24 protein-coding genes and 1 tRNA gene are annotated in these 23,873 nt (G+C 37.2%); 19 read left to right on the forward strand and 6 right to left on the reverse strand.

What is annotated here, in order from left to right; translation table 11 throughout:
• Positions 1 to 3: 3 nt before the first annotated feature.
• Positions 4 to 456, forward strand: coding sequence for a doxx family protein (locus FB2170_RS05400; protein ID WP_148232065.1), 453 nt, complete (start codon positions 4 to 6; stop codon positions 454 to 456).
• A gap of 448 nt (positions 457 to 904) precedes the next feature.
• Here the strand turns inward: FB2170_RS05400 and FB2170_RS05405 are convergent.
• Positions 905 to 985: transfer RNA gene (locus FB2170_RS05405), tRNA-Leu, on the reverse strand.
• A 151-nt stretch (positions 986 to 1,136) separates the two neighbouring features.
• On the opposite strand from FB2170_RS05405, the gene FB2170_RS05410 reads away from it, so the two are divergent.
• The 3 genes from FB2170_RS05410 to pth all read left to right on the forward strand — a co-directional run bounded on the left by FB2170_RS05410 (position 1,137) and on the right by pth (position 3,482).
• Positions 1,137 to 2,078 carry a ribose-phosphate pyrophosphokinase gene (locus FB2170_RS05410; protein ID WP_013305516.1) on the forward strand — a complete coding sequence of 314 codons (942 nt, stop codon included), beginning with the start codon at positions 1,137 to 1,139 and terminating at the stop codon, positions 2,076 to 2,078.
• 36 nt (positions 2,079 to 2,114) lie between these two features.
• The gene (locus FB2170_RS05415; RefSeq protein WP_013305517.1) at positions 2,115 to 2,774 is read left to right on the forward strand and encodes a 50S ribosomal protein L25/general stress protein Ctc; all 660 of its coding nucleotides are present in this window, start codon (positions 2,115 to 2,117) and stop codon (positions 2,772 to 2,774) included.
• A 78-nt stretch (positions 2,775 to 2,852) separates the two neighbouring features.
• Complete coding sequence (pth, locus tag FB2170_RS05420) at positions 2,853 to 3,482, forward strand: aminoacyl-tRNA hydrolase (protein WP_013305518.1); 630 nt, start codon at positions 2,853 to 2,855, stop codon at positions 3,480 to 3,482.
• Positions 3,483 to 3,484: 2 nt separating this feature from the next.
• Here the strand turns inward: pth and FB2170_RS05425 are convergent, their stop codons facing one another.
• Both FB2170_RS05425 and FB2170_RS05430 read right to left on the reverse strand, forming a co-directional pair.
• Positions 3,485 to 4,165, reverse strand: coding sequence for a hypothetical protein (locus FB2170_RS05425; RefSeq protein WP_013305519.1), 681 nt, complete (start codon positions 4,163 to 4,165; stop codon positions 3,485 to 3,487).
• Entirely contained in the window at positions 4,162 to 7,944 is a 3,783-nt protein-coding gene (locus FB2170_RS05430) for a reprolysin-like metallopeptidase (RefSeq protein WP_013305520.1), read from the reverse strand. The genes FB2170_RS05425 and FB2170_RS05430 overlap by 4 nt, the downstream gene beginning before the upstream one ends.
• A 53-nt stretch (positions 7,945 to 7,997) precedes the next feature.
• On the opposite strand from FB2170_RS05430, the gene FB2170_RS05435 reads away from it, so the two are divergent.
• Together FB2170_RS05435 and FB2170_RS05440 are read left to right on the forward strand one after the other, a co-directional pair.
• A complete protein-coding gene (locus FB2170_RS05435; protein WP_013305521.1) occupies positions 7,998 to 8,924 on the forward strand; it encodes a bifunctional riboflavin kinase/FAD synthetase in 927 nt (308 codons plus the stop codon).
• Positions 8,925 to 10,247 (forward strand): HTTM domain-containing protein, encoded by a 1,323-nt coding sequence (locus tag FB2170_RS05440; RefSeq protein WP_013305522.1) that lies wholly within the window; start codon positions 8,925 to 8,927, stop codon positions 10,245 to 10,247.
• Positions 10,248 to 10,260: 13 nt separating this feature from the next.
• On the opposite strand, the gene FB2170_RS05445 is transcribed toward FB2170_RS05440, so the two are convergent.
• Entirely contained in the window at positions 10,261 to 10,641 is a 381-nt protein-coding gene (locus FB2170_RS05445) for a VOC family protein (protein ID WP_013305523.1), read from the reverse strand.
• Positions 10,642 to 10,728: 87 nt separating this feature from the next.
• Between FB2170_RS05445 and serS the strand changes: the two genes are divergently transcribed.
• The 13 genes from serS (at position 10,729) to FB2170_RS05510 (ending at position 20,625) form a co-directional block, all read left to right on the forward strand.
• Complete coding sequence (gene serS, locus FB2170_RS05450; protein WP_013305524.1) at positions 10,729 to 12,000, forward strand: serine--tRNA ligase; 1,272 nt, start codon at positions 10,729 to 10,731, stop codon at positions 11,998 to 12,000.
• A 72-nt stretch (positions 12,001 to 12,072) separates the two neighbouring features.
• Positions 12,073 to 13,851 carry a tetratricopeptide repeat protein gene (locus FB2170_RS05455; RefSeq protein WP_013305525.1) on the forward strand — a complete coding sequence of 593 codons (1,779 nt, stop codon included), beginning with the start codon at positions 12,073 to 12,075 and terminating at the stop codon, positions 13,849 to 13,851.
• Between the two features lie 48 nt (positions 13,852 to 13,899).
• Positions 13,900 to 14,211 carry a DUF4286 family protein gene (locus tag FB2170_RS05460; protein ID WP_041633064.1) on the forward strand — a complete coding sequence of 104 codons (312 nt, stop codon included), beginning with the start codon at positions 13,900 to 13,902 and terminating at the stop codon, positions 14,209 to 14,211.
• 4 nt (positions 14,212 to 14,215) lie between these two features.
• Entirely contained in the window at positions 14,216 to 15,085 is an 870-nt protein-coding gene (gene rsmA / locus FB2170_RS05465) for a 16S rRNA (adenine(1518)-N(6)/adenine(1519)-N(6))-dimethyltransferase RsmA (RefSeq protein ID WP_013305527.1), read from the forward strand.
• On the forward strand, positions 15,072 to 16,424 hold the full coding sequence (gene mgtE, locus FB2170_RS05470) for a magnesium transporter (RefSeq protein ID WP_013305528.1): 1,353 nt from the start codon (positions 15,072 to 15,074) through the stop codon (positions 16,422 to 16,424). Before rsmA ends, mgtE begins: the two co-directional genes overlap by 14 nt.
• 25 nt (positions 16,425 to 16,449) lie before the next feature.
• The gene (locus tag FB2170_RS05475) at positions 16,450 to 16,815 is read left to right on the forward strand and encodes a cupin domain-containing protein (protein ID WP_013305529.1); all 366 of its coding nucleotides are present in this window, start codon (positions 16,450 to 16,452) and stop codon (positions 16,813 to 16,815) included.
• Positions 16,816 to 16,855: 40 nt separating this feature from the next.
• Positions 16,856 to 17,794: a 2-hydroxyacid dehydrogenase gene (locus FB2170_RS05480; protein WP_041633065.1), complete on the forward strand. Its 939-nt coding sequence runs from the start codon at positions 16,856 to 16,858 to the stop codon at positions 17,792 to 17,794.
• A 31-nt stretch (positions 17,795 to 17,825) separates the two neighbouring features.
• Positions 17,826 to 18,284 (forward strand): DUF1801 domain-containing protein, encoded by a 459-nt coding sequence (locus tag FB2170_RS05485; protein WP_041633066.1) that lies wholly within the window; start codon positions 17,826 to 17,828, stop codon positions 18,282 to 18,284.
• Between the two features lie 5 nt (positions 18,285 to 18,289).
• Complete coding sequence (locus tag FB2170_RS05490; protein WP_013305532.1) at positions 18,290 to 18,676, forward strand: VOC family protein; 387 nt, start codon at positions 18,290 to 18,292, stop codon at positions 18,674 to 18,676.
• A gap of 55 nt (positions 18,677 to 18,731) precedes the next feature.
• Complete coding sequence (locus tag FB2170_RS05495) at positions 18,732 to 19,220, forward strand: TM2 domain-containing protein (RefSeq protein WP_013305533.1); 489 nt, start codon at positions 18,732 to 18,734, stop codon at positions 19,218 to 19,220.
• Positions 19,221 to 19,298: 78 nt separating this feature from the next.
• The gene (locus tag FB2170_RS05500) at positions 19,299 to 19,622 is read left to right on the forward strand and encodes an ArsR/SmtB family transcription factor (RefSeq protein WP_041633067.1); all 324 of its coding nucleotides are present in this window, start codon (positions 19,299 to 19,301) and stop codon (positions 19,620 to 19,622) included.
• A 12-nt stretch (positions 19,623 to 19,634) separates the two neighbouring features.
• Positions 19,635 to 20,123 (forward strand): DUF6428 family protein, encoded by a 489-nt coding sequence (locus tag FB2170_RS05505; RefSeq protein WP_013305535.1) that lies wholly within the window; start codon positions 19,635 to 19,637, stop codon positions 20,121 to 20,123.
• A 10-nt stretch (positions 20,124 to 20,133) separates the two neighbouring features.
• The gene (locus FB2170_RS05510) at positions 20,134 to 20,625 is read left to right on the forward strand and encodes a GNAT family N-acetyltransferase (RefSeq protein ID WP_013305536.1); all 492 of its coding nucleotides are present in this window, start codon (positions 20,134 to 20,136) and stop codon (positions 20,623 to 20,625) included.
• A 52-nt stretch (positions 20,626 to 20,677) separates the two neighbouring features.
• Here FB2170_RS05510 and FB2170_RS05515 read toward each other — a convergent pair whose 3' ends face one another.
• Together FB2170_RS05515 and FB2170_RS05520 are read right to left on the reverse strand one after the other, a co-directional pair.
• Positions 20,678 to 22,498: a GNAT family N-acyltransferase gene (locus tag FB2170_RS05515; protein ID WP_013305537.1), complete on the reverse strand. Its 1,821-nt coding sequence runs from the start codon at positions 22,496 to 22,498 to the stop codon at positions 20,678 to 20,680.
• An 85-nt stretch (positions 22,499 to 22,583) separates the two neighbouring features.
• Entirely contained in the window at positions 22,584 to 23,834 is a 1,251-nt protein-coding gene (locus FB2170_RS05520; RefSeq protein WP_013305538.1) for an aspartate kinase, read from the reverse strand.
• Positions 23,835 to 23,873 lie beyond the last annotated feature (39 nt).

Consider the following 23,873-nt stretch of genomic DNA (forward strand, 5'->3'; position numbering starts at 1 on the left):
ATGATGAGCATTAAGGAAATGACCAGTCATTTTGATGACAAGCTTCAACACATTACCAATAAATATGGAATGTTCCTTTTGGAGTCTTCCATAGGTTTAATTTATATTTGGTTTGGCGCCCTAAAGTTTTTCCCAGGACTCAGTCCGGCAGAAAAATTGGCCGGTGAAACACTTTCAGTCATTGTTTTTCATAGTATTGACCAACAATTATTATTATGGGGTCTTGCCATCATGGAGCTGATCATTGGGATCAGCCTTCTCTTTAGATCAAGGTCAAGGATAGTCATTTCTTTAGTGTTCTTACATATGGCAGGTACATTATTACCCTTTTTCTTCTTTCCGGATTTAGCATTTAACAACCCTCCTTTTGGATTCAGTATTATTGGACAATATATAATGAAAAACCTTGTAATCATCTGTGCCTTGATTATTATATATTCCAAAAAACGTTCATGATATCATCATTCATTTTAATATGTTTAAGAGATGCTAAATTCTTTTATATAGATTAAGAATACATAACTTTAAGAATCAAGAACCTTAGCTTTAAGTTGAGAACTGTATAATATTGTGAGAAGCGCAGAATCACGATTATATAATGCCTTTTATGTTCGTGTTATGTTAAGATAATATAAAATTCTCTGAGGTTTATTTGCATTTAAATTAACTTGGTTTGTGCCTGCCAATTGTAAAAACATGTTGACAAATCAAAAAGTTTATTGTCTTGATATCCTATTTTTGGTCTCTTATAGTGGCTTCGTTAATTGGCCCTTCATAGGAATTAAAATTATTCAAAAAAGCGATAATTGAATGCATTTAAATGGATGCATTATTATTGAGGAAAAACTATCTGTTGTGCCCAAAACAAAAAAGCTGAGACATATATCTCAGCTTTCTCTTTCAGTACTCGAGGCGGGAATCGAACCCGCACTCCAAAGGAACTGGATTTTGAATCCAGCGCGTCTACCAGTTCCGCCACTCGAGCAGTTAAAAATAGGACTGCAAAACTATAAAATATTTTCGTTTAACTCCCAAAAAATAACAACATTTATCCTTTAGCAACCCAAATAAATTTCTAAATTTGCACCTCCTTTGTCGAAAAGGACTTTAACAATTTGAAGAACAATACATTAAACATGCCTTATCAAGTTCCTGAACCAAAGATTTTTGCCTGTACCCAGAGTACTGCATTAGCTGAAAAAATAGCTAAAGCTTATGGGACAGATTTAGGTAAAGTAAAATTTTCAAGATACAGCGATGGTGAATTTCAACCATCATTTGAAGAGTCGGTTCGCGGGGCACGTATTTTCATTATAGGATCAACCAATCCAAGTTCAGAAAATTTGATGGAAATGTTGTTGATGCTAGATGCGGCCAAGAGAGCATCTGCAAGACACATTACAGCTGTTATGCCTTATTTTGGATGGGCAAGACAAGACAGAAAAGACAAACCAAGAGTTCCCATTGCCGCAAAATTGATTGCCAAAATGTTGGAAACTGCAGGCGCGACGCGAATAATCACAATGGACTTGCATGCTGATCAAATTCAAGGCTTTTTCGAAAAACCAGTGGATCATTTATTTGCATCAACTTTGTTCTTACCCTATTTAAAGGAGTTGAATCTGGATAATTTGACAATTGCATCACCTGATATGGGTGGTTCCAAAAGAGCATACGCATACTCTAAAGCTCTTGGGAGCGATGTAGTTATTTGCTATAAGCAAAGAGCAAAGGCCAACGTTATTTCACATATGGAGTTGATTGGTGATGTGAGCGGAAAAAATGTTGTATTGGTAGATGATATGGTAGATACGGCAGGAACATTGACCAAGGCTGCAGATTTAATGATGGAGAGAGGCGCATTAAGCGTAAGGGCAATTACCACACATGGTTTGTTATCTGGAAACGCCTATGAAAAAATTGAGAATTCCCAATTAAAGGAATTGATCATAACAGATTCTATTCCTGCGGAAATAAAAAGTGACAAAGTTAGAGTAGTTAGTTGTGCACCCTTATTTGCAGACGTTATGCACAGGGTTCACCACAATACATCAATCAGTTCAAAATTCTTGATGTAGTCAAAATTAGAATATTATTAATTTTTAAATTTAACAATGAAGTCAATTACAATTAAAGGATCAGAAAGAGAAAGCGTGGGCAAAAAGGCAACGAAGGCCCTACGTAATGCTGGAAAGGTTCCTTGCGTGGTATACGGAGGGGAAAAGCCATTACACTTTTCAGCGAATGAATTAGCATTCAAAAACTTGGTTTACACTGCAAACGCACATACAGTTGTGGTTGAGTTGGAAAATGGTGATAAAGTGAATGCAGTAATGCAGGACATACAATTTCACCCAGTGACGGACAAAATCATTCACATTGATTTTTACCAGTTGTTCAAAGACAAAGAGGTTACCATGAACATTCCTGTTAGATTGGAAGGAAACTCCCCTGGAGTTAGAAATGGTGGTCGTTTATTGTTTAGAAAGAGAAAGCTAACTATAAAAGCATTTCCAGAAAACCTTATCGATTTCTTTAAAGTAGATATCTCTACATTGAAAATTGGGGACAACATCTCTGTAGAATCTTTATTGAGCAATGATTTTTCTATTCTACACCCAGATAGTACAGTCGTTGTGCAAGTGAAAACTGCACGTGCTGCTGTCGAAGAAGAGGAAGAGGAAGAAGAAGGAGTTGAAGGAGAAGAAGGAGCGGAAGGAACAGAAGGAGCGGAAGCCCCAGCTGGCGAAGCTGCTGCGGAAAGCAACGAATAAATCGGACCCAACATTTGATAAAAAGCATCCTGAGTATTCAGGATGCTTTTGTATTTTTATGAAAATCCTTAGGTTGTAATGTGTAAATTTTTGAGGTCCCTTTTTGGTAACAATAAAACACTTTTAGAAGAAAACGATTCCATGAAGAAATTCTTGATAGTAGGCCTGGGAAATATAGGAAGTGAGTATGCTGAAACACGTCACAATATCGGTTTTAAGATATTGGATCAATTGGCAAAAGAGAAAGACTTCGTTTTTGAAACAGCAAAATTGGGAGCTATTGGTTCTTTTAAAATAAAAGGTAGGACTGTTCTTTGCCTTAAGCCTTCGACTTATATGAACAGAAGTGGAAAAGCCTTAAAGTATTGGATGGAAAAGGAAAAAATTCCTATTGAAAATCTGTTAGTGGTGACCGATGATATAAACCTTGAATTTGGCACCATACGGCTCAAGACAAAAGGAAGTGATGGAGGCCATAATGGTTTAAAAGACATTCAATTATTTTTGAACTCGACGAGCTACAATAGATTTCGATTTGGCGTGGGCGCCGATTTTGGAAAAGGTAGACAAGTTGACTATGTACTTGGTGAGTGGAATGAGAAAGAAAAAGATTCGATGACAGAACGTCTTGAAAAATCTATCCAATTGATAAGCTCTTTTATTCTAGCAGGTGTAAAAATAACCATGAACCAATTCAACGGTACCTAAAATCAAAGTGCCTTAAATACAAATATCCCAGAATCTGAACTATTACCTTCCTCATCTTTAGTGACAACTCTCCAATAATAACTTGTATTTGGAACAACACTAACCTTTTGGAAAGTTACACCCGATGAAAGCGAAGTCAACAATGTTTCCGGCGGAGTTGTTGTGGAAAAATATAGTTCATACTCATTAATGTCATTTTCAATATCTGCACCATACCACTCTAGGGTTACCTCATTATTAATATCCTTAAAAACCGAAGTCCCATTTTTTGGCTGTATGGGTTCTGCAGGGAAAGGAGCATATGTAGATTGAAATCCGGCATTATAAAATCGCCAGGTTTCACTTACTGCCGTTTCGGTTACCTTTGTGTTTTTAGAACGTACTAACCAAGAAAACGGTTCCCCTCTAGCAATCGGTAATTTAGCGGAAAGTGCTGCCGTATTAATAGTTTGGGTAATATTACTATTTAAATTAGTGACCCTTAGTTCATAACTTTCGGTATGATCAGAGACCATCCATTTAAACTCTATTTCGCTTGTACCCTGGTTTAGATTACGACCTGTAGTACATTCCGAATCTTTATCAGGGAAAACCAAATTGGTAGCTTCAGGTGGTTTGGGATTACTTTTCTTTTTACACCCGATCAAAAGAACCCCTAATAACAATAGTATTACCGTCCTCATTTCTTTATCACTTTAGATGTTCCTTTAACTTTATCACCGCTGAATTTTATATAATAAATCCCTGAAGGATATATTGACATATCCAATGGCAATTCCAAACCATTCACTTCAAAATTTCTAGCCAATACTAATCTACCATCGGCAGTGAAGATTTCAACAAACACCTGACCAACATCTGCGCCCAAAAATACATTTGTAGTTGATACAAAGGGGTTAGGAAACACAACAGGTTCATCACTTAAAAAAATGTGCTCCTCATACACTCCTTGACAAGGTAAATTGGTAAAAACCTTAAGCGAATTGTTACCGTTTTTTAGATTGATTGTTATTTCCGATTCTGTTGTTTGAACTACTTGACCATTGACTTCAATGTTATACAAATCGGACCCCTGGAGATTTAAGACCGTCAACTTTCCATCATATGAGGTTTTTGAACTCACCCCTAGGACATCTGGCTGAGAAATGATGACATCAAAGCAATGCTCTTCATACACTAAAGTGCCGTCGGTACCTCCAATACAAACATTATACGTGCCGGACATTAAATTGCCTAAGGTGAACGAATCTGAGAAGTTGTCAGATACATTTACACCATTTCCTGTTATGGTTATTTCATAATCAAGGGATGTCTGTGCGGTAATATTAATTGATCCATCATTGCTATCTCTGCAAGCTTCGCTATTTAGTAAAACCGAGAAGTTGTTATTGACAAACCTATAAACGGGACAACCGCTAAGGTCTACCTCAGCCCCAGCTGGGGTACCTAGACAAAGGTCATCACCGTCGTCAAAAACACCATCATTATCTTCGTCTGGCCTGAATTCCCCTTCAATACAAATATCCAAAGAGAAAGCTTTTAAAAACCCTCCGTCAGCTGCTGCATTGTCATTGACTTCCAAAGTCCATTCCCCAAGAATGGATTCGCCCTTAAACGAGTCTAAAGTACCCAATGGTTTTACAATCCCACTAATTCCCGGATCACCATTACAAGTAAAGTCAGGCGCGTCATCGTCAAAAGTTGCATTTATATTCTGTAGATCATCACAGGAACTAGATAACAAAACAACCGTAGTTCCCTGAGGGGATATTAACTTAACCACCAAATCGGATAAATAAGAGTGGTCTAATTCAATATTTACATTTACATCTGCCAAAGCTAAATCTTCATAGAAAGCAATCTTAGATATAACCGTAGGTGTACCTATCGAAGAAATTGCCAAAGGCAAATTCTCAGCACTATTGCTCTCACAATTAAACGCAATTGTAGAAAAACTATATGCGGCCGAAAATAGACCTTCCCCGCAGCTGTTGATTGGTTTTACCTTCCAAAAATATGCATCCTCATTCAAAAGATTTTGGGGAGAATACAGATTGTTCAAAACTGTTACGTCCTCAATTATATTGTTAAAAGAAGCATCTGTTGCTATTTGAACTTGATAAGAGGTATATGATTCATCTGGCAACCATTCCAATTCAAGTCCCGTGGACATATCAGCTACATCATCGGCAGGGGCCAATAAGGTAACTTCAGGGAATACGTTATCATATACAGCAAAATCCAAGGTAATCGCTTTGCTCAAGCTTGCTGATGCACCTACGATACCTATCTCATAAATATCTTCTGCTACACTTGATGTATTTGAAAAAACAGCATCGACCATGGTTCCGTCCAAAGTTGCTGAGGCGGGTGTAAAAATCACGTTCATTCCAATTGGAACGTCCGTGGCACTAAATGTTGTCTCTTCATTAAATCCTTCATAGGTCTCATAGACAAAACTTACCGTTACGTCATCTGGTTGGCAAACCTCATATTCCAAATTCTCAAAGTTCAAAATTATTTCGGATCCCTGAATAGTGAAATTTGTATCATTGACAGCATAAAAAACATTGTCACTGGCCTTTATCATTAAACGGGCCTGACTTGTAGGGTTTCCAGGAACAATTATATTATGACTCCCATCATTGATAATATCTTCAGCCAAGGTTATCGGAAAGGTCAGGCCTCCATCAATTGACAGAAATATATCAACATTCAAGGCATTAATAGGGCTTTTGTTTGTATTGGCAACATCCCACGAAATAAGCATCTCATCACCTGCCACATGCACTTGGCTAGTGTTATGCGAAGTAACCATAAAAGGACCCGCATTATTCACAACAGATACTTTCATCAAATCTGCTACGACTTGACCACCACCTACCGCATTATCTCTAACAGTAAGTGCAAAATTCATTTCGCGTTCAACATCAGAAACTGTTTCCCATTCAGAATTCACGGTAGGATTCGATTCTGTTAGATTCCCAGACAAAACACTGGTAAGTTTCGGAAAGTATCTTATTGAATCTATGGTAGGTTTCTGTGACCTAAACATTGCTCCTGTTGGATTTGTTGGTCCAAAGGTGGCCTGTGTAACAATTCCGTTATCAACTTGTTCCCAAGAATAAGTCAATATATCATCAATATCACTATCAGATGCTACTCCAGTCAAAGCAAAGGCTGTAGATTTTGGTATTATATAATCTGGAGAAGGGGTAATTACTGGCGGCACATTGGTCATAGCAATAACTTCTGCACAATTTGTGGTTTCCAAATAATCTGAAATCTGCAATATGCTATTATAGTGAAAATAATCATCGCCATTTACGGCCACATTGTTCACACCTGTAATACCTGCATAGCCCATAATTGTTGTGCCACTACCTGGTTCAGCCTGTACCGATGTCCCTTCTGATTCAAATGACCAGGTGTGGTTTGCCCCAAACTGATGTCCTATCTCATGGGCTACATAATCTAAATCAAAGGTATCCCCGATTGGGCTTTCTTTTGAAGAATATGCGCTTCCTTTTCTATTATCAACGCAAACGGCACCAATAAACCCGGCATTACCACCGTTTTCACTACTATTGGCCACTTTATGAAACAAATGCCCTACATCATAGTTTTGAGCGCCTATACTATCCGTTATGATTCCTTGTACTTCGGAATTTAAATTTGAACCATAAGGATCGGTTGCTCCATCCAAATAAATGATTTTATCATTGTCCGGAACAATCTCCAATGTAACTCCCAAATCAGATTCGAATACCTGATTAATTCTTGTTACTGTGGCGTTTATCGCGGCCATTGCATCTACAACAGTACCACCATGAAAATTTGTATACTCCCCGGTCGCCGATACGGCAAGTCTGTATTTTCTTAATTGTTGATCATCGACTGGTTTTGCCGTAAGCCCTGACCTTCGTTCAACAATCGAATTTTTTGTTTCACAAATAAATTCTTTATTCATTGAGGTTTCGTCATCCCGATTATAGATGACATATCTCTGTTCAGAAGTTTTCTGAATATAAGTATTACTCTTATCATTGGCATAAATGATGGTGGCCTGTATACCTTTGTGCGAAACGCTAAATCTAATTCTGTCTTTTCCATTTTTAAGACTGTAGCCAGAGTATGATTTTATTTCTGGATATTTAGCAGCCAATTTTTTTGATAAAACTGGAGTTTCTTTTACAGAAAAGGATATCAAATGGCCATTTTCATCAGGAAATTGAACAATTGAAACCTTGTTTTTGGAAAAGGAGGAAATTCTAAGTTTGCTTTTAAAAACATCCTCCTCAAAGGAAAAAATACTTCCTTTTTCAACCTCAAAACGATTGGAAATAGATTTCTTTAAACCTCGTTGCGCGGATTTTTGCTTCCAATAATCCTTTTGTGCAAACCCGTTAAAGGAAAGAAATAGTATGGATATTGAAAAAACTAGACGTAATTTTGAAACCATTAAGGGGTTTTTAGCTCAATTTCAAATATAGGTCTTTTTATTTTTTATTTTAGGTGACAACAGTTCAAAGCATAGCCAAATACGACAAAAAGCACCCTACTGCCATAACCATTGGCACCTTTGATGGGGTACATATTGGCCACCAAAAAATTCTGAAAAAACTAATTAAGAAAGCTAACTCCAAAAAACTTAAGTCAACCGTTCTTACCTTCTTCCCACATCCACGAATGGTTTTGCAAAAAGATTCTGATATAAAATTATTGAATACCCTAGATGAGAAAATTAAAATTTTGGAGGGATTGGGCCTTGACATCTTAATAATCCATCCCTTTACCAAAGAATTTTCACGTTTGTCCGCCACAGAATTTGTTCGCGACATTTTGGTGAATGCCTTGCAGGCCAAAAAAATTATCATTGGGTATGATCATAGATTTGGAAGAAATAGAGAAGCAAATATCAATGATTTAATTGCCTTTGGAAGTTCTTTGGATTTTAAAGTTGATGAAATATCTGCACAGGAAATTGACGAAGTTTCTGTTAGTTCAACCAAGATCCGAAAATCTTTGGAAGAGGGAAAGATCGAAACTGCAAATAAATACTTGGGTTACCCTTATATGCTGACTGGGTCGGTAAAAAAAGGAAAAGGACTAGGACGTCAAATACAATTTCCAACCGCCAATTTACATATTGAAGAATCCTATAAACTCATCCCTAAAAATGGAGTCTATGTTGTTCAAACGGTTATAGATGGCACAACAGTCTCAGGTATGATGAATATTGGATACAACCCTACGGTATCTGGCAAGAAAAAAAGCATTGAAATTCACTTTTTTGATATCGACAAAGATTTGTATGGCCAAAAATTACAAATTGATTTAATCACCCGCATTCGCGATGAGTATAAGTTTGAATCTATTGAGGCCCTAAAAAACCAATTGGCAAAAGATAAGGACACTTCGCTTGCAATACTCAACCAATAGATGCTGAACCGTTTACTTTTTACCAGAATTGACAACTCCCAATTATTGATTTTTAGAATCTTCTTTGGGATTCTGATTGCTTTGGAATGTTACGGAGCCATTGTTACTGGATGGGTCAAAGACACCCTGATAGATCCACATTTCACTTTTACCTTTATTGGTTTTGAATGGCTACAACCGTTACCAGGTTATGGTATGTATTACTACTTTTTTGTAATGGGCACCTTGGGAATATTCGTTGCACTGGGCTACAAATATCGTTTGAGTGTCATAAGTTTCACCATACTTTGGGCGATAGTCTATTTGATGCAAAAGTCATCTTATAACAACCATTACTATCTGTTGGCATTGATTTCTTTTTTGATGTGTTTCTTTCCTGCAAATACAGGTTATTCGATTGATGCTAGACACAACCCTTCAGCTCGAAAAAATACAATGTTATCATATATAAAATGGATTGTGATTTTACAATTGTTTTTGGTTTACTCTTATGCCTCAGTCGCAAAGTTATATGGCGATTGGTTAGATTTTCGCATTATAGAGTTCCTTATGAAGGATAAAGTAAATTATCCCATAATCGGGGAATTATTACAAGAAAATTGGGTGCATAAAACCATCGCCACAACAGGAATAGCTTTCGATGCATTGATTGTTCCAGCTCTTTTGTGGAAACCAACCAGAAAAGCCGCCTTTTTGGTTTCAATTTTCTTTCACCTATTTAACTCCATAGTATTTCAAATTGGAATTTTTCCCTATTTGGCCCTTGCGTTCACAGTTTTCTTTTTTGAAGCGGACACCATTCGGAATATTTTTTTCAAAAAGAAGAATGCCGTAACAAAACCATATGTCAAAGCTCCTTCCAACAAGAAATTGCTTCTGTACGCTAGTGGTTTATATTTTTGTGTCCAGTTGCTATTACCCATCAGACACCATTTTATTGAAGATAAAGTTTTATGGACCGAAGAAGGGCATCGTTTAAGTTGGCGTATGATGCTTAGGAGTAGAACTGGCAAAATCCAATTCAAGGTGGTCAAAAATATAACTGGAGAATCCCAAATAGTAAAACTAGAAGATCATCTATCCAAAAAGCAAATGAGGAAAATTGGTGCTTATCCCGATTTCATATGGCAATTTGCACAATACCTAAGGAATGAACATAATACCAACGGAGACGAGGTCTCAGTCTACGCATTAAATTCAAAAGTCAGTATTAATGGTAAACCCTACAAATCATTCATAGACCCCAAAGTAGATCTAGCTAGTGAGAAATGGAGTCATTTTGGACATCATAATTGGATTTTACCTTCTGATAAAACGAAATGAACAAAGGGCCTTTTTAGAAAGCCACCGCACGCTGACATAGTTGTAAAGGCATTCCCCAAGGGTCTCGCAACATAACTAGAAGACTGCCATCATTTTTCACTACTTCTTCGACAAAAGAAGCGCCTTTATCCAATAAACGACATTTATCTTCTTCAGCTTTTTCTGAAACAAAAGCCACGTGGAATGTCAATGGATGCTGGGCTTTGAAATTGCTAATAAGCTCATCGGGCCTATGATAAAGCTCCAAAACCACTCTCTCAGAAGAATCTGCAAGAAAGGTCATAAAAGGAGGTTTTTCTTGCTGGTCTACAACTACAAGACCCAGATTATCAATATACCATTTAACTACAAAATGGATATCATTTACGTTTAAAGCAAAATGTTCGAAGACCATGAGAATTCTCTTTTAAATACATCTAAGATAAATATATACCTAAAATCACAAGATTAGCTTAAATTTGCACGATTAAAGTCAAAACAAATGCTACAATTACAGGCAATTCGAGAGAATAGGGATAGATTAGAGATCGCTCTTAAAAAAAGAAACATTGACGCCACCCAAATATTTGAGAACGTAGTTCAATTAGATGAGAAAAGGCGTGCCACCCAATCCGAGCTAGACAACACCTTAGCCGAATCCAATAGGCTGTCTAAAGAAATTGGCGAACTTTTCAAAAGCGGAAGAGCTCAAGATGCAAATGTTCTTAAAGAAAAGACCAGCGGATTAAAAGAAGAGTCAAAACGTTTGGGAGAGGAACTTAATACTACTGCTGAGGAGTTACAGAATTTACTTTATCAAATACCTAACATTCCACACGATTTAGTACCTGCAGGTAACTCTGAAAATGATAATGAAGAGATTTTCAAAGAAGGGACAGTGCCTACCTTGTCGGCTGAGGCAATACCACATTGGGAGCTGGCAAAGAAATATGACATTATTGACTTTGAACTTGGTGTAAAAATCACTGGTGCCGGTTTTCCTGTATACAAAGGTAAAGGTGCGCGATTGCAACGTGCATTGATCGCTTATTTTTTAGATAAAAACACAGAAGCCGGTTATACTGAGATGCAAGTACCACTTCTTGTGAATGAGGCTTCAGGTTATGGCACAGGACAATTGCCCGACAAAGAAGGTCAAATGTACCATGTTGGCGCCGATGACCTCTACTTGATTCCTACGGCAGAAGTACCTGTAACCAATATTTTTAGGGATGTTATTTTAAATGAAAGTGATTTTCCTATTTGTTATACGGGTTACACACCTTGTTTCAGAAGAGAAGCAGGTAGCTATGGCGCCCACGTTCGTGGATTAAATCGTTTACATCAATTTGATAAAGTAGAAATTGTTCGTGTTGAACATCCTTCAAAATCTTATGAAGCTTTAGACGGAATGGTTGAGCACGTCAAAACCATTTTACGTGAGTTGAAATTGCCATACAGAATTTTGCGTCTTTGTGGCGGAGATCTTGGTTTTACGGCTGCCTTGACCTATGATTTCGAAGTATTCTCTACCGCACAAGACCGCTGGTTAGAGATTAGTTCAGTTTCCAATTTTGAGGCCTACCAAGCCAATAGGTTAAAACTTAGGTTCAAAGATGAAAATGGGAAAAACAATTTGGCCCATACTTTAAACGGCAGTTCTTTGGCATTACCGAGGGTTTTGGCTGGTATCCTTGAGAACTATCAAACACCAGAAGGCATAAAAATCCCGGAAGTACTGGTTCCATATTGTGGATTCGATATAATCAATTAAGAGGGTTTTGCATAAACCATAACATGAGCTTTGCTCATTCTACGTATCTTTGGTAAAAACGTGCTTTTGAGGTTGTCCTTGGTCATTTTTGTTTTATTCTTTTCGCAGATTGTATTATCGCAAGATGATTTTTTAGCGAAACAGTATTTTAATGATGGGGATTTTGAAAAGGCAGTTGTGTTTTTTGAAAAATTAGTTGAAACAAACCCAAGAAGAACTGATTATATAGAGGGTTTGATTGCCTGTTATCAGCAATTGGAACGTTATAAAGAAGCTGAGGATTACTTAATTCAAAAGATAAATGAAAGTAATTTTTATCCTATATTTCTTGTTGAACTTGGGCATAACCATTCGCTTCAAAACCAGACTGAAAAAGCCAGCGAATATTATGAAAAAGCATTGACCAAAATTGATGAAAATCCTAATTTCGGCTATAGTATTGCCTTTCGCTTTCAGAAATATTCCCTTCTAAAATATGCTTTAAAGGCTTATTCAAGAGCCATGGAATTAAATCCGAAACTGGATTTCAACTATCAATTGGCCCGTATCTATGGGGAACAAGGGGATGTTGATAAAATGTACGGTTCGTATTTGAACTTACTTGTTAATGGTAAAACGTCAAAATCAAATGTTTTGAGAAGTATTGATGATTTTATTTCTTCCGATCCCGAAAACGAAAACAATATAATACTCAAAAAACTATTGCTTCAAAACGCCCAGCAAAACCCCGACGTACTTTGGAACGATTTGCTAAGCTGGCTATTTGTACAACAAAAACAGTATAATAGTGCTTTTAGACAAGAGAAAGCCATTTTTAGAAGAATGCAAGGAGGTTCTATTCAGCGCTTGATTAGTCTTGGGAATTTGGCCCTGGATGATAGTGAAAAGGAAATCGCAAGAGCCATTTATGGGTACGTCTCTGAAAAATCAGCCGATGAGGTCACAAGATTGAATGCACAATTGAGTTTGATTGATATTCAATTAATGGATGCCAAAGAAAAAACGTTGGTCGAGGTTGAAAAACGATATAAGGCCTTAGTCGAAACCCATGGGTATAAAAATCAGACCTTACAGTTACAGATTGCTTATGCCAATTTTTTAACCTTTAGACGAGACACTCCCCAGCCGGCAATTGACATTCTTAAAAACTGTTTGGAATTGCCTTTGAATGCACGTGGTAACGCCTACATTAAACTAGCATTGGGAGATATTTTGGTTTACGACAAAAAGTTTAATCAGGCTTTGATTTATTTTTCGCAAATACAAAAAAAACTAAAAAACGATGTTCTTGGTCAGAATGCCAGGTTCAAAGTCGCCCAAACGAGTTTTTATAAAGGTGATTTTGACTGGTCACTTACGCAATTGAAAGTTCTTCGAGGTTCTACCTCCCAGCTAATTGCCAATGATGCCATGCAATTGAGTTTGTTGATCTCAGACAATTCATTGGAGGATTCAACGCAAACGGCATTAAAAAAATATGCCCGTGCAGACCTATTGGCGTATCAAAACAAGACAAAAGAGGCAATCACCGCATTGGACGATATTCTTCAAAATCATAAGGGGGAGAAGATTGAAGATGAAGCTTTACTCAAACAAGGGGAGCTACTCGTTAGCATAAAAGACTATGATGCAGCAAAATTCAATTACCAAAAAATTATTGAATTCTATACCAGTGATATATTGGCCGATGACGCCTACTTTGCTTTGGGAGAGTTGTACAGGAATGTTTTGAATGAACCAGAGAAGGCAAAGGAGCACTATGAAAAAATCATCTACAATTATCAGGACAGTTATTATTTTCCCCAAGCACGTAAGAATTTTAGGTTGTTGCGGGGAGACAGTATAAATTAAGTGTTAGAACAATTATCAGATTCTAAAAAGAGATTGAAGCCAAAAAACATGTACATATATAACGTTACTACCAATATTGAAGAATCGGCCCACGACCAATGGTTAAAATGGATGAATGAAACCCATATTCCAGATGTATTGGCGACCGGTAAATTCCTGTCGGCCAAAATGTGCAAGGTTTTGGTTGAGGAAGATATGGGAGGTGTTACATATTCAGTACAGTTTACCACTGTTGACAAAGAAACGCTTTTGGCATACTACAAAGAAGATGCCCCCAAATTGAGGAATGATGCTCAACAATTGTTTTCCAATAAATTTGTTTCGTTCCGAACTGAACTTGAAGTCATTAGTGAACATTGAATTTATGGGAAAAAGAAAAAAGAAGAGTTCAGGTTCTTATAAGAAAAATAAAAAACACTACTCCGAAAAAGGGCCGGTAAAGGCTAAAAAACATCTGGGACAACATTTCTTAAAAGATGAATCAATTGCCAAACAGATAGCTGAAACTCTTTCGTTTGTTGGCTATAAAAATGTAATTGAAATTGGGCCAGGTACTGGAGTGCTTACAAAGTATCTACTTCAAAACGAAATTGACCTTGTGGCGATGGATTTAGACTCAGAATCAATAGTTTACCTCAATAACAATTTTGCTCTCGAGCACCCCGAAATCCTAGGCAAGAAAAGCAGTTTAAAAGTAGTTGAAGCAGATTTCCTAAAGTACAACTTAGGCCTATTGTTTGATTCAGAACCTTTCGCCATCACTGGAAATTTCCCTTATAACATTTCTACCCAAATCGTATTCAAAATGCTTGAGCTTAAAGCACAGGTGCCTGAATTTTCAGGAATGTTCCAAAAAGAGGTTGCAGAACGTATCTGTGCAAGCGAGGGCAATAAAACCTACGGTATTCTTTCGGTTTTAACTCAAGCCTTTTATAATGCCGATTATCTTTTCACCGTTGAACCGGAAGTCTTTGACCCACCGCCAAAAGTACATTCTGGAGTAATGCGTTTAGTGCGTAAGGATGATTTTGAACTTGGATGCGACGAAAGATTATTCTTTAGAGTAGTAAAAACAGCATTCAACCAAAGAAGAAAAACTTTACGAAATAGTTTAAAAAGCTTTGACCTTTCCAATATTCTCAAAGAAGATGCTATATTTGACCAACGCCCTGAACAATTGACCGTTTCGGAATTTATAGAGTTGGCAAAGAAGATAGCAGATGACACCATTTAAACTCACAGATGAGCTTCTTGAAGAGATTAAACAACTGATCGAGGACCAGCAAAACGCAAAGCTGGAAACTCTTTTGGAAGAGGTGCATTATGCCGATATCGCTGAAATTGTAGATGAGTTGAATGAGGAAGAATCCATTTACCTCATTAAACTACTGGATAGTGATAAAACCTCTGATGTACTTACTGAGCTAGATGAAGATGTAAGAGAGGTGATTCTAAATAATCTTTCTGTTAAAGAGATTGCAGAAGAGCTCGAAGAATTAGATACAGATGACGCAGCTGATATTGTTGGGGAACTTCCCGATGAAATTGTTCAAGAGGTTATTTCCGAAATCGAGGATAAGGAGCATGCCAAGGATATTGTGGACCTCCTACGTTATGATGAGGATTCTGCTGGTGGACTTATGGCAAAAGAATTGGTAAAAGTACGTGAGAGCTGGAATGTGCTGACATGCGTTAAGGAAATGCGCGCACAGGCCGAAAATGTTACACGCGTTCATTCTATTTATGTAGTAGATGATGAGGATAAATTAAAAGGTAGATTATCTTTAAAAGACCTGCTAACAACTTCAACAAAAAGTCATATTAGTGATATATACATTCCCAAAGTAGATTCGGTAAATGTAAATGAAGATTCAGAGGAAGTTGCCAAAATCATGTCTAAATATGATCTAGAGGCTATTCCCGTAGTAGATGCGATGGGGCGATTGGTAGGCCGAATAACGATTGACGACATTGTTGATGTTATTAAAGAAGAAGCTGAAAAAGATTACCAGATGGCAGCTGGTATCTCACAAGACGTCGAAGCAGATGATAGTATATGGGATTTAACCCGTGCTCGATTGCCATGGTTGTTCCTAGGTTTGGTAGGTGGCGTTGGGGCTGCGGCTATAATGGGTCGTTTTGAAGAACTGATCAGTCAACATGCTATATTATTCTATTTTACCCCATTAATTGCTGCCATGGCAGGTAATGTAGGTGTACAGTCAAGTGCTATAATAGTGCAGGGTCTTGCCAATGATGATTTAAAAGGAAGTGTAAGCAATCGACTAATAAAAGAAGTCTTATTAGCAGCACTGAATGGTCTAATTTTAGCTGCAGTACTCTTGCTTTTTACATGGGCCTATAAAGGAGATTTTTTAACTGCTCTGGCAATATCAATTTCGTTGATAGTAGTTATAATAGTTGCCGGACTTATTGGAACCTTTATTCCATTATTTCTTGATAAAAGAGGAATAGATCCTGCAATTGCCACTGGGCCATTTATTACAACGAGCAACGACATTTTCGGTATCTTGATTTACTTTTGGATTGCCAAAATGGTATTGGGGATTTAGTACCTGTCCATAAAATTAATTTTCTATGAAACCCATCAACCTTAAAGAAAAACATGCCGAATTCAAAGCACATTGGCACCCACATCAGATTGCTATTGTGGATAATATGCAAGTACTCCTGGCTAAAATCAAAGGAGAATTTGTTTGGCATTCGCACGAAGATGAAGACGAGCTTTTTCAGGTTTTGAAAGGAACCCTGTATATGCAGTTTAGAGAAAAGACAGTTGTTGTTAATGAAGGTGAAATCATAGTTGTTCCCAAGGGTGTGGAACATAATCCCATGACCAAAAATAACGAAGAAGTTCATGTGCTTCTTTTCGAAAAACTAAGCACTTCGCATACGGGAAAAGTGATAGATGAAAAAACCAAGACCGAATACCCGAAAATATAATGTGTTCAAAGGAAAATTACAAGTTAATCCCCCTTATCCAATGAAAGTATTGCATGTAGATACAAACCACCCTTTATTACTAAAGCAATTTGAGGTGCTTGGTTTTAAAAATGATGAAGATTATTCATCATCCAAAGAACAAATAGAACACAGAATAGGCGAATATGACGGAATTACTATACGCAGTAGGTTCACGATTGACAAAGAATTTATCAAAAAGGCCAAAAATCTAAAGTTTATTGGCCGAGTGGGTGCAGGACTTGAGAACATTGACGTCGCCTATGCCAAAAAGAAGAATATATTTTTAGCTGCTGCTCCTGAAGGAAACCGAAATGCCGTGGGCGAACACACGCTGGGTATGTTATTATCCCTATTTAACAATTTGAACAAGGCAAACTTGGAAGTTAGAAATGGTAAATGGGATAGGGAAGGAAACCGAGGAGTTGAACTAGATGGCAAAACCGTGGGTATCATCGGCTATGGGAATATGGGAAAGGCATTTGCCAAAAAATTAAGGGGATTTGATGTAGAAGTCCTGTGTTATGATATTGTTGGTGGCGTTGGTGATGAAAACGCTCGACAGGTTGGTATAATGGAGCTTCAACAAAAAACGGATGTCTTAAGTCTGCATGTTCCCCAGACGCCCGAAACAACTGGTATGATTAACAACAATTTCATTACGGCTTTTCAAAAACCATTCTGGCTATTGAACACTGCTAGGGGTAAATGTGTTGTTACCCAAGATTTAGTAACCAATCTTAAATCTAAGAATATATTGGGCGCAGGTTTAGATGTGCTCGAATATGAAAAAACATCATTTGAAAATATGTTCGATGATAATTCCCTTCCAGAGGCGTTCAAATATTTGACCAAATCAGAAAATGTATTGTTCACACCGCACGTAGCAGGTTGGACTGTTGAAAGCAAAGAAAAGCTTGCACAAACCATTGTTGATAAAATCAAAGAAAGATTTTGTTAACTTTAAGCAGTACGCTAAAATTTCTTTGACCATGCAATCTAATGCAACATCACCCCAACAATACATCAAGGAACTTCCAGAAGACCGTAAAAAGGTCATTACAAAGATAAGGCAGACTATTCTTAACAATTTACCCAAGGGTTTTGAGGAACAGATGAGTTACGGCATGTTGGGTTTTGTTGTACCACATAGTATTTATCCAGATGGTTACCATTGTAACCCAGACCTACCACTACCCTTTATGAATCTTGCTTCGCAAAAGCACTTTGTTTCTCTTTATCATTCCGGGATCTATGCAAGTGCTGAATTAATGAACTGGTTTGTAGATGAATACCCTAAACGTGTAAAAACAAAATTAGACATGGGCAAGAGTTGCGTGCGGTTCAAAAACATGAATAACATTCCGTATGAGCTTATTGGCGAGCTATGTTCTAAAATGAATGTTGAGGATTGGATAGCCCTATATGAGAAAAACATCAAAAAAGCATAGACCTTATGAAGAATAGAGTAACAGGCTTAGGAGGGTTTTTCTTTAAGACCAAGAATCCCAACGAGGTAAAGGAATGGTACAAAAACCATTTAGGATTGAACACGAATCAATACGGCTGTACATTCTGGTGGAAAGACAAAGAAGGGAATGATTGTTCTACACAATGGAGTCCCATGAATGAGGACACCAAATACTTTGACCCCAGTGAAAAACAATTCATGATGAATTTTAGGGTTGAAAACCTTGTGGAATTGCTCAAAGTGCTAAAGGAGGAAGGTGTTACTGTAGTTGGTGAGATTGAGGAATATGAGTATGGCAAATTTGGTTGGATTTTAGATCCTGAAGGCAATAAATTGGAGCTATGGGAACCAATTGACCAAGCCTTCCTTTGATGTTAAAATATTTACTACATTTAACATTCGTATTAACCACCAAAAATCAAATAAAATGTCAGAAGAAAATAAAGATTTAGGAGATAAGGCAGAAGATGCATTGGATAGTGCAAAGGAAACTGCAAAGGATTTAGGCGAAAAAGCCAGTGAAAAATTCGATGACGCAAAAGAAGCAACCAAAGAATTTGCTGAGGACGCTAAAGAAAAGGCAAGTGATTTTGCCGATGATGCAAAAGAAACCGCAAAAGAATTCACCGAAAGTGCCAAAGAAGCCTTTGGTGGTGCCGGTGGTGATAATAAAAAAATGTTGGCAGGGATCTTAGCTATTGTTCTCGGTGCGTTAGGAGTACATAAATTTATATTGGGCTATACCAAAGAAGGAATAATCATGCTCGCCGTAACCCTAGTGCTAGGTTTTTTTACCTGTGGTATCGGTGCATCATTAATGGGTCTTTTAGGTCTAGTAGAAGGCATATTGTATTTAACCAAATCTGACGAGGAGTTCTACAACACTTATCAGGTTGGTCAAAAACCTTGGTTCTAACCAATAATTAGCCAGATTTTTATGTCTGGCTTTTTTTATTTGTTTTATTATCGTAATATTGCAATATATAGATACGTAATGGGGATAACCAAAACACAGATTTTCGATAAAAAACAGAACGAGCTGGCAATCATTTTCAAAGCTTTGGCCAATCCGGCCAGGATAGCCATTCTCCAATACATAAGCACCCGAAGCGAATGTATATGCAATGATATTGTAGAGGAAATTGGTTTGGCACAACCCACGATTTCCCAGCATTTGAAAGAACTCAAAAGTATTAACCTTATAGAAGGCGAAATCAGTGGTAAAAAAGTCTGCTATTGTATTAATCTTAAAAAATGGAAGGAAATTCAAGACCTTTTGAACTCCTTTTTTGATAAAACTAAATTTAATTGTTGTTAAATATTCAATATTATGAAAACAAAAGAATTCTTATCACTGTTAAAAGAGAACAGTAACAAAAGCCTCCTCTTCGAATATAAAACAGGCCAATTAGTTGGTGCCAATTACCATATTACTGAAGTAAAGAACCTTACGGTGGATGCCGTAGACTGCGGAGCCAATACAGATTTCTGGAAAGAGACCATAATCCAACTTTGGGAGAGCCCAAAGGAAAAAGATAAAAGGGATTATATGTCTGCCTACAAGGCCCTATCTATTCTAAACAAAGTGGATAGCATGAAACCCATGGAAAAAGATGTCGAAGTAAAGTTCGAATATAGCAATCCCAATTTTCATACAGCCCAACTATTTGTAAATGGTTTTTCAATTGAAAACGATAAGGTAATTATGAAGCTGGGTCTTGAAAAGACCGATTGTAAGGCAAAAAGTACTTGTGGAGTTCCAGTAGAAAAAGTAGCGCAAGAAGAGGCCTGTTGTACCCCTAGTGGTGGTTGCTGTTAATCCAGGGTAGATGCATATTTACGCAATGGCTCCCAAAGATTGGGAATCGGTTTCAAAAATTTATAAAGCAGGCATAAACACTGGCTGTGCTACCTTCGAAAAAAAAGTTCCTTCATATGAGGATTGGGACAAGGCGCATATTTCTTCTTGCAGAATAGTTATCAAAGAAAATGACAAAGTCATAGGCTGGGCCGCCCTATCAACTGTTTCAAGCAGATGTGTTTATGGGGGTGTGGCCGAAGTAAGCGTTTACGTTGGCCAAGATCATTCCGGAAAAGGTGCAGGAAAATTGTTAATGATGCATTTAATAGCGCAGAGCGAAAAGGATGGTTTTTGGACCCTTCAATCAGGAATATTTCCTGAAAACGAAGCTAGTATTGCCTTACATAAAAAAGCAGGTTTTCGATATATTGGCAAGCGAGAAAAAGTTGGTCAATTAGACGGTGTTTGGAAGGATAATCTACTTTTTGAACGAAGAAGCAAAACTATAGGTATAAGCTAGCCAATGTGATTAAAAGACAGTAATTGATAGTTTCACTTGGATTCTTTAGTAACTAATCTTTGTCACCATTTTGCAGATTTTCAGCAAATTTACGTTCAAGTTCTGCTTGAAACTCTTCCATTACCGGTTTTACTGTGCTCTCCGGTAAATCAGCTATTCTAATGTACATTAAACCATCTACTGAATTATTAAAGAGTGGGTCAACATTAAACGCCACTACCTTTGCATTTTGTTTAATATACTTTTTAATGAGTACGGGCAACCGGAGGTTCCCTGGTTCAACCTCATTGATCATTCGGTCAAATTTATTCAAATCCGCTTCAGTTTCATCAAAAATAAACTCTTTATCGGCATCCTTTAATTTCACCTTGAACTCCTTCTTTGGGCTTATATATTGGGCCACATAAGGGTCCCAATAATTACTTTTCATAAACTCTATCATTAAAGATTTAGAAAAGTTTGAAAACTGGTTACTTATACTCACTCCCCCAATGAGATACTTATGTTCCGGGTGCCTTAAGGTAGTATGAACAATACCTTTCCAAAGCAAAAACAACGGCATTGGTTTTTGTTGGTATTTTTTAATGATATACGCCCGTCCCATTTCAATGGATTGCTTCATCATTCCAAACAATTCCGGTTCAAACCTAAAAAGATCTTGGAGATAAAACCCATCGATACCATGGTGCTTAAAAATCTCAGAACCCATTCCCATTCTGTATGCCCCTACAATCTCTTTATCCTTGTCATCCCAAAGAAAAAGATGATGATAGTACTCATCAAACTTGTCTAAATCAATTGAGTTGTTGGTGCCCTCACCAATGGCTCTAAAAGTAACTTCACGCTGCCTCCCAATTTCCTTTAAAATAAAAGGCATATCTATCGCTTTTGCCAAGAAAACCTCATAGTTTTTACTCTGAAGCATTCGGCAATCCTTCTCTCGCAATTTTTCAATTTCTCCTTCAATGACCTCAGTTCTCACTGCAGTAGCAATCTTTTTCGGCGTTTTAGGAAGCTTTAAAGAAGTTGGTATTTGATCGATCAATCGTTCCTTTTCATAGGCATTGGAAAGTAAATATGTTTTTTTACGCAATAACTCGGTAAAATCTGCTAAAGTTTCCTGCTCATTCTGCATTTGAACAGAAATTGGTTGTCCTATTCTAACCTTTATAGGTCTATTCTTTTGCGAATATACCTCTGAAGGTAACTTGGCAGTTCTAAAAATATCGCTGATCTTTGACAAACGATAAAAGAATTTGCTATTCTTCGCATGGAAATATATGGGAACTACTGGCACATTTGCCCTTCTAATAAGTTTTAGTGCCGCTTCTTCCCAGGGCTTATCAACAATTAATCTGTCGTCTTTATAGGTAGAGACCTCACCTGCCGGAAAAATTCCTAAGGGATGGCCATTTCCTAGATGAGACATAGCACTTTTGAAACCAGCAATACTACTTTTTACATCCTTATGGTTTTCAAAAGGATTGACGGGCAAAATATAGGGAGACATCGGTTCTATTCTATTGAGAAGAAAGTTCGCAATAATCTTAAAATCGGACCTATGCGTAACCAATAATTTTAGTAGCAAAACACCATCAATCCCACCTAGTGGATGGTTGGAAATTGTAATGTAGGCTCCATCTTTAGGCAAGCGTTTAAAATCTTCATCTGGAATTTCAAAATCTATTTGATAGTGTCTCAAAATAGCATCAAGAAATTCAATCCCCTCAAGGTGTTTGTGCTTGGTATAAAAGCGATTTATTCCAGAAATTCGTGTGACCTTCATTAAAACCCACCCCATAAAGGTGCCCAAAAAACCATATTTGTGAAGGTTGATTGCCTTGGCTACCTCTTTAGCGGTCACTAAACCCATATTCTTAATAATTTAGGAAGCGTAAATATAGTAAAATACCCTGTTGAAAGCGTTATTTTAACAGGGTTGAAATGAAATTGTATTTCTATTTTACAACTAACTGAACAGTTTCATTGGCACGCTGTTCCAACAAGATTTCATGGCCGTTTTGTAATGAAGAAATGGCATCCGAATCAAAATGACGAATGGTATACAACGATACTCCCTCATGACAGACCACATTGAACCTACTTTTCAATAAGTTCAATAATTCCTGAAGTTGCCCAAACTTATTGTCCACACAAACAGAGAAACTAATCGCGGAATTTTGGATCAAATCTACTTTCATTTTATGGTCATGTAGCATTTTGAACAGTTCACTAATGCTATTTTCAACTATGAATGAAAAATCAAGAGAAGACAATCGCATAAGTACTTGATCTTTTTTCATTATGTAACAAGGAACTTTAGGTTCCAATGTGGTCCCTTTGCCTACGGTTGTACCTTTTCCTTTGGGATTGATGAATGATTTCACCAACAAAGGAATTTCTTTTCTTTGCAAAGGTTGCAGCGTTTTTGGATGTATGACCGAAGCACCATAAAATGCAAGCTCTATCGCCTCTCTATATGAAATTTTGTTCAACAATTGTGCCTCTTCGAAATAACGTGGATCAGCATTTAAAACCCCTGGAACATCTTTCCAGATAGTCACGGAATTGGCGTTTAGGCAATACGCAAAAATGGCTGCGGTATAATCAGATCCCTCACGGCCTAAAGTGGTTGTGAAATTATTATCATCGCTGCCTAAAAATCCTTGGGTTATATAAAGTTTGTCTACATCAATACCACTAGTTACTTTCTCTTGGGTCTTTTCCCAATTTACCACGGCATCACGATAATTATTATCAGTTTTTATAAAATCACGAACATCGAGCCAGCTGTTTTTAATTCCAACTTCATTCAAATAGGCGCTTAAAATTGTGGTTGAAACTAATTCACCGTATCCTACAACTTGATCATAAACGAAACTATACTTAGGAGATTTGTTCCAAGCCAAAAAGCCTTTTACCTCTTCAAACAAAGTTTTGGTCTTGGAAAATACCTCATGTTTGTCATTCTTGAATAAATCCAAAAGAATACCATTATGATATTCGATTACTTCCTGAAAAGCTTCTTTTAGACCTACTTTATCATTAAAATAACAATCAATGATCTTCTCCATGGCATTTGTGGTCTTGCCCATTGCAGAAACCACAAGCAAAGTGTTTTTATGACCTACCTCTGTCAAAACCTTCACCAAGTTCTTTACGCCATCTGCATCCTTAACAGATGCTCCTCCGAATTTGAATATTCTCATAAATTCAATTTATTGTCATTCCCGAAATAGGGAAGTTTT

It is taken from the genome of Maribacter sp. HTCC2170 (genome assembly GCF_000153165.2).
In the GTDB taxonomy this organism is placed as follows: domain Bacteria; phylum Bacteroidota; class Bacteroidia; order Flavobacteriales; family Flavobacteriaceae; genus Maribacter_A.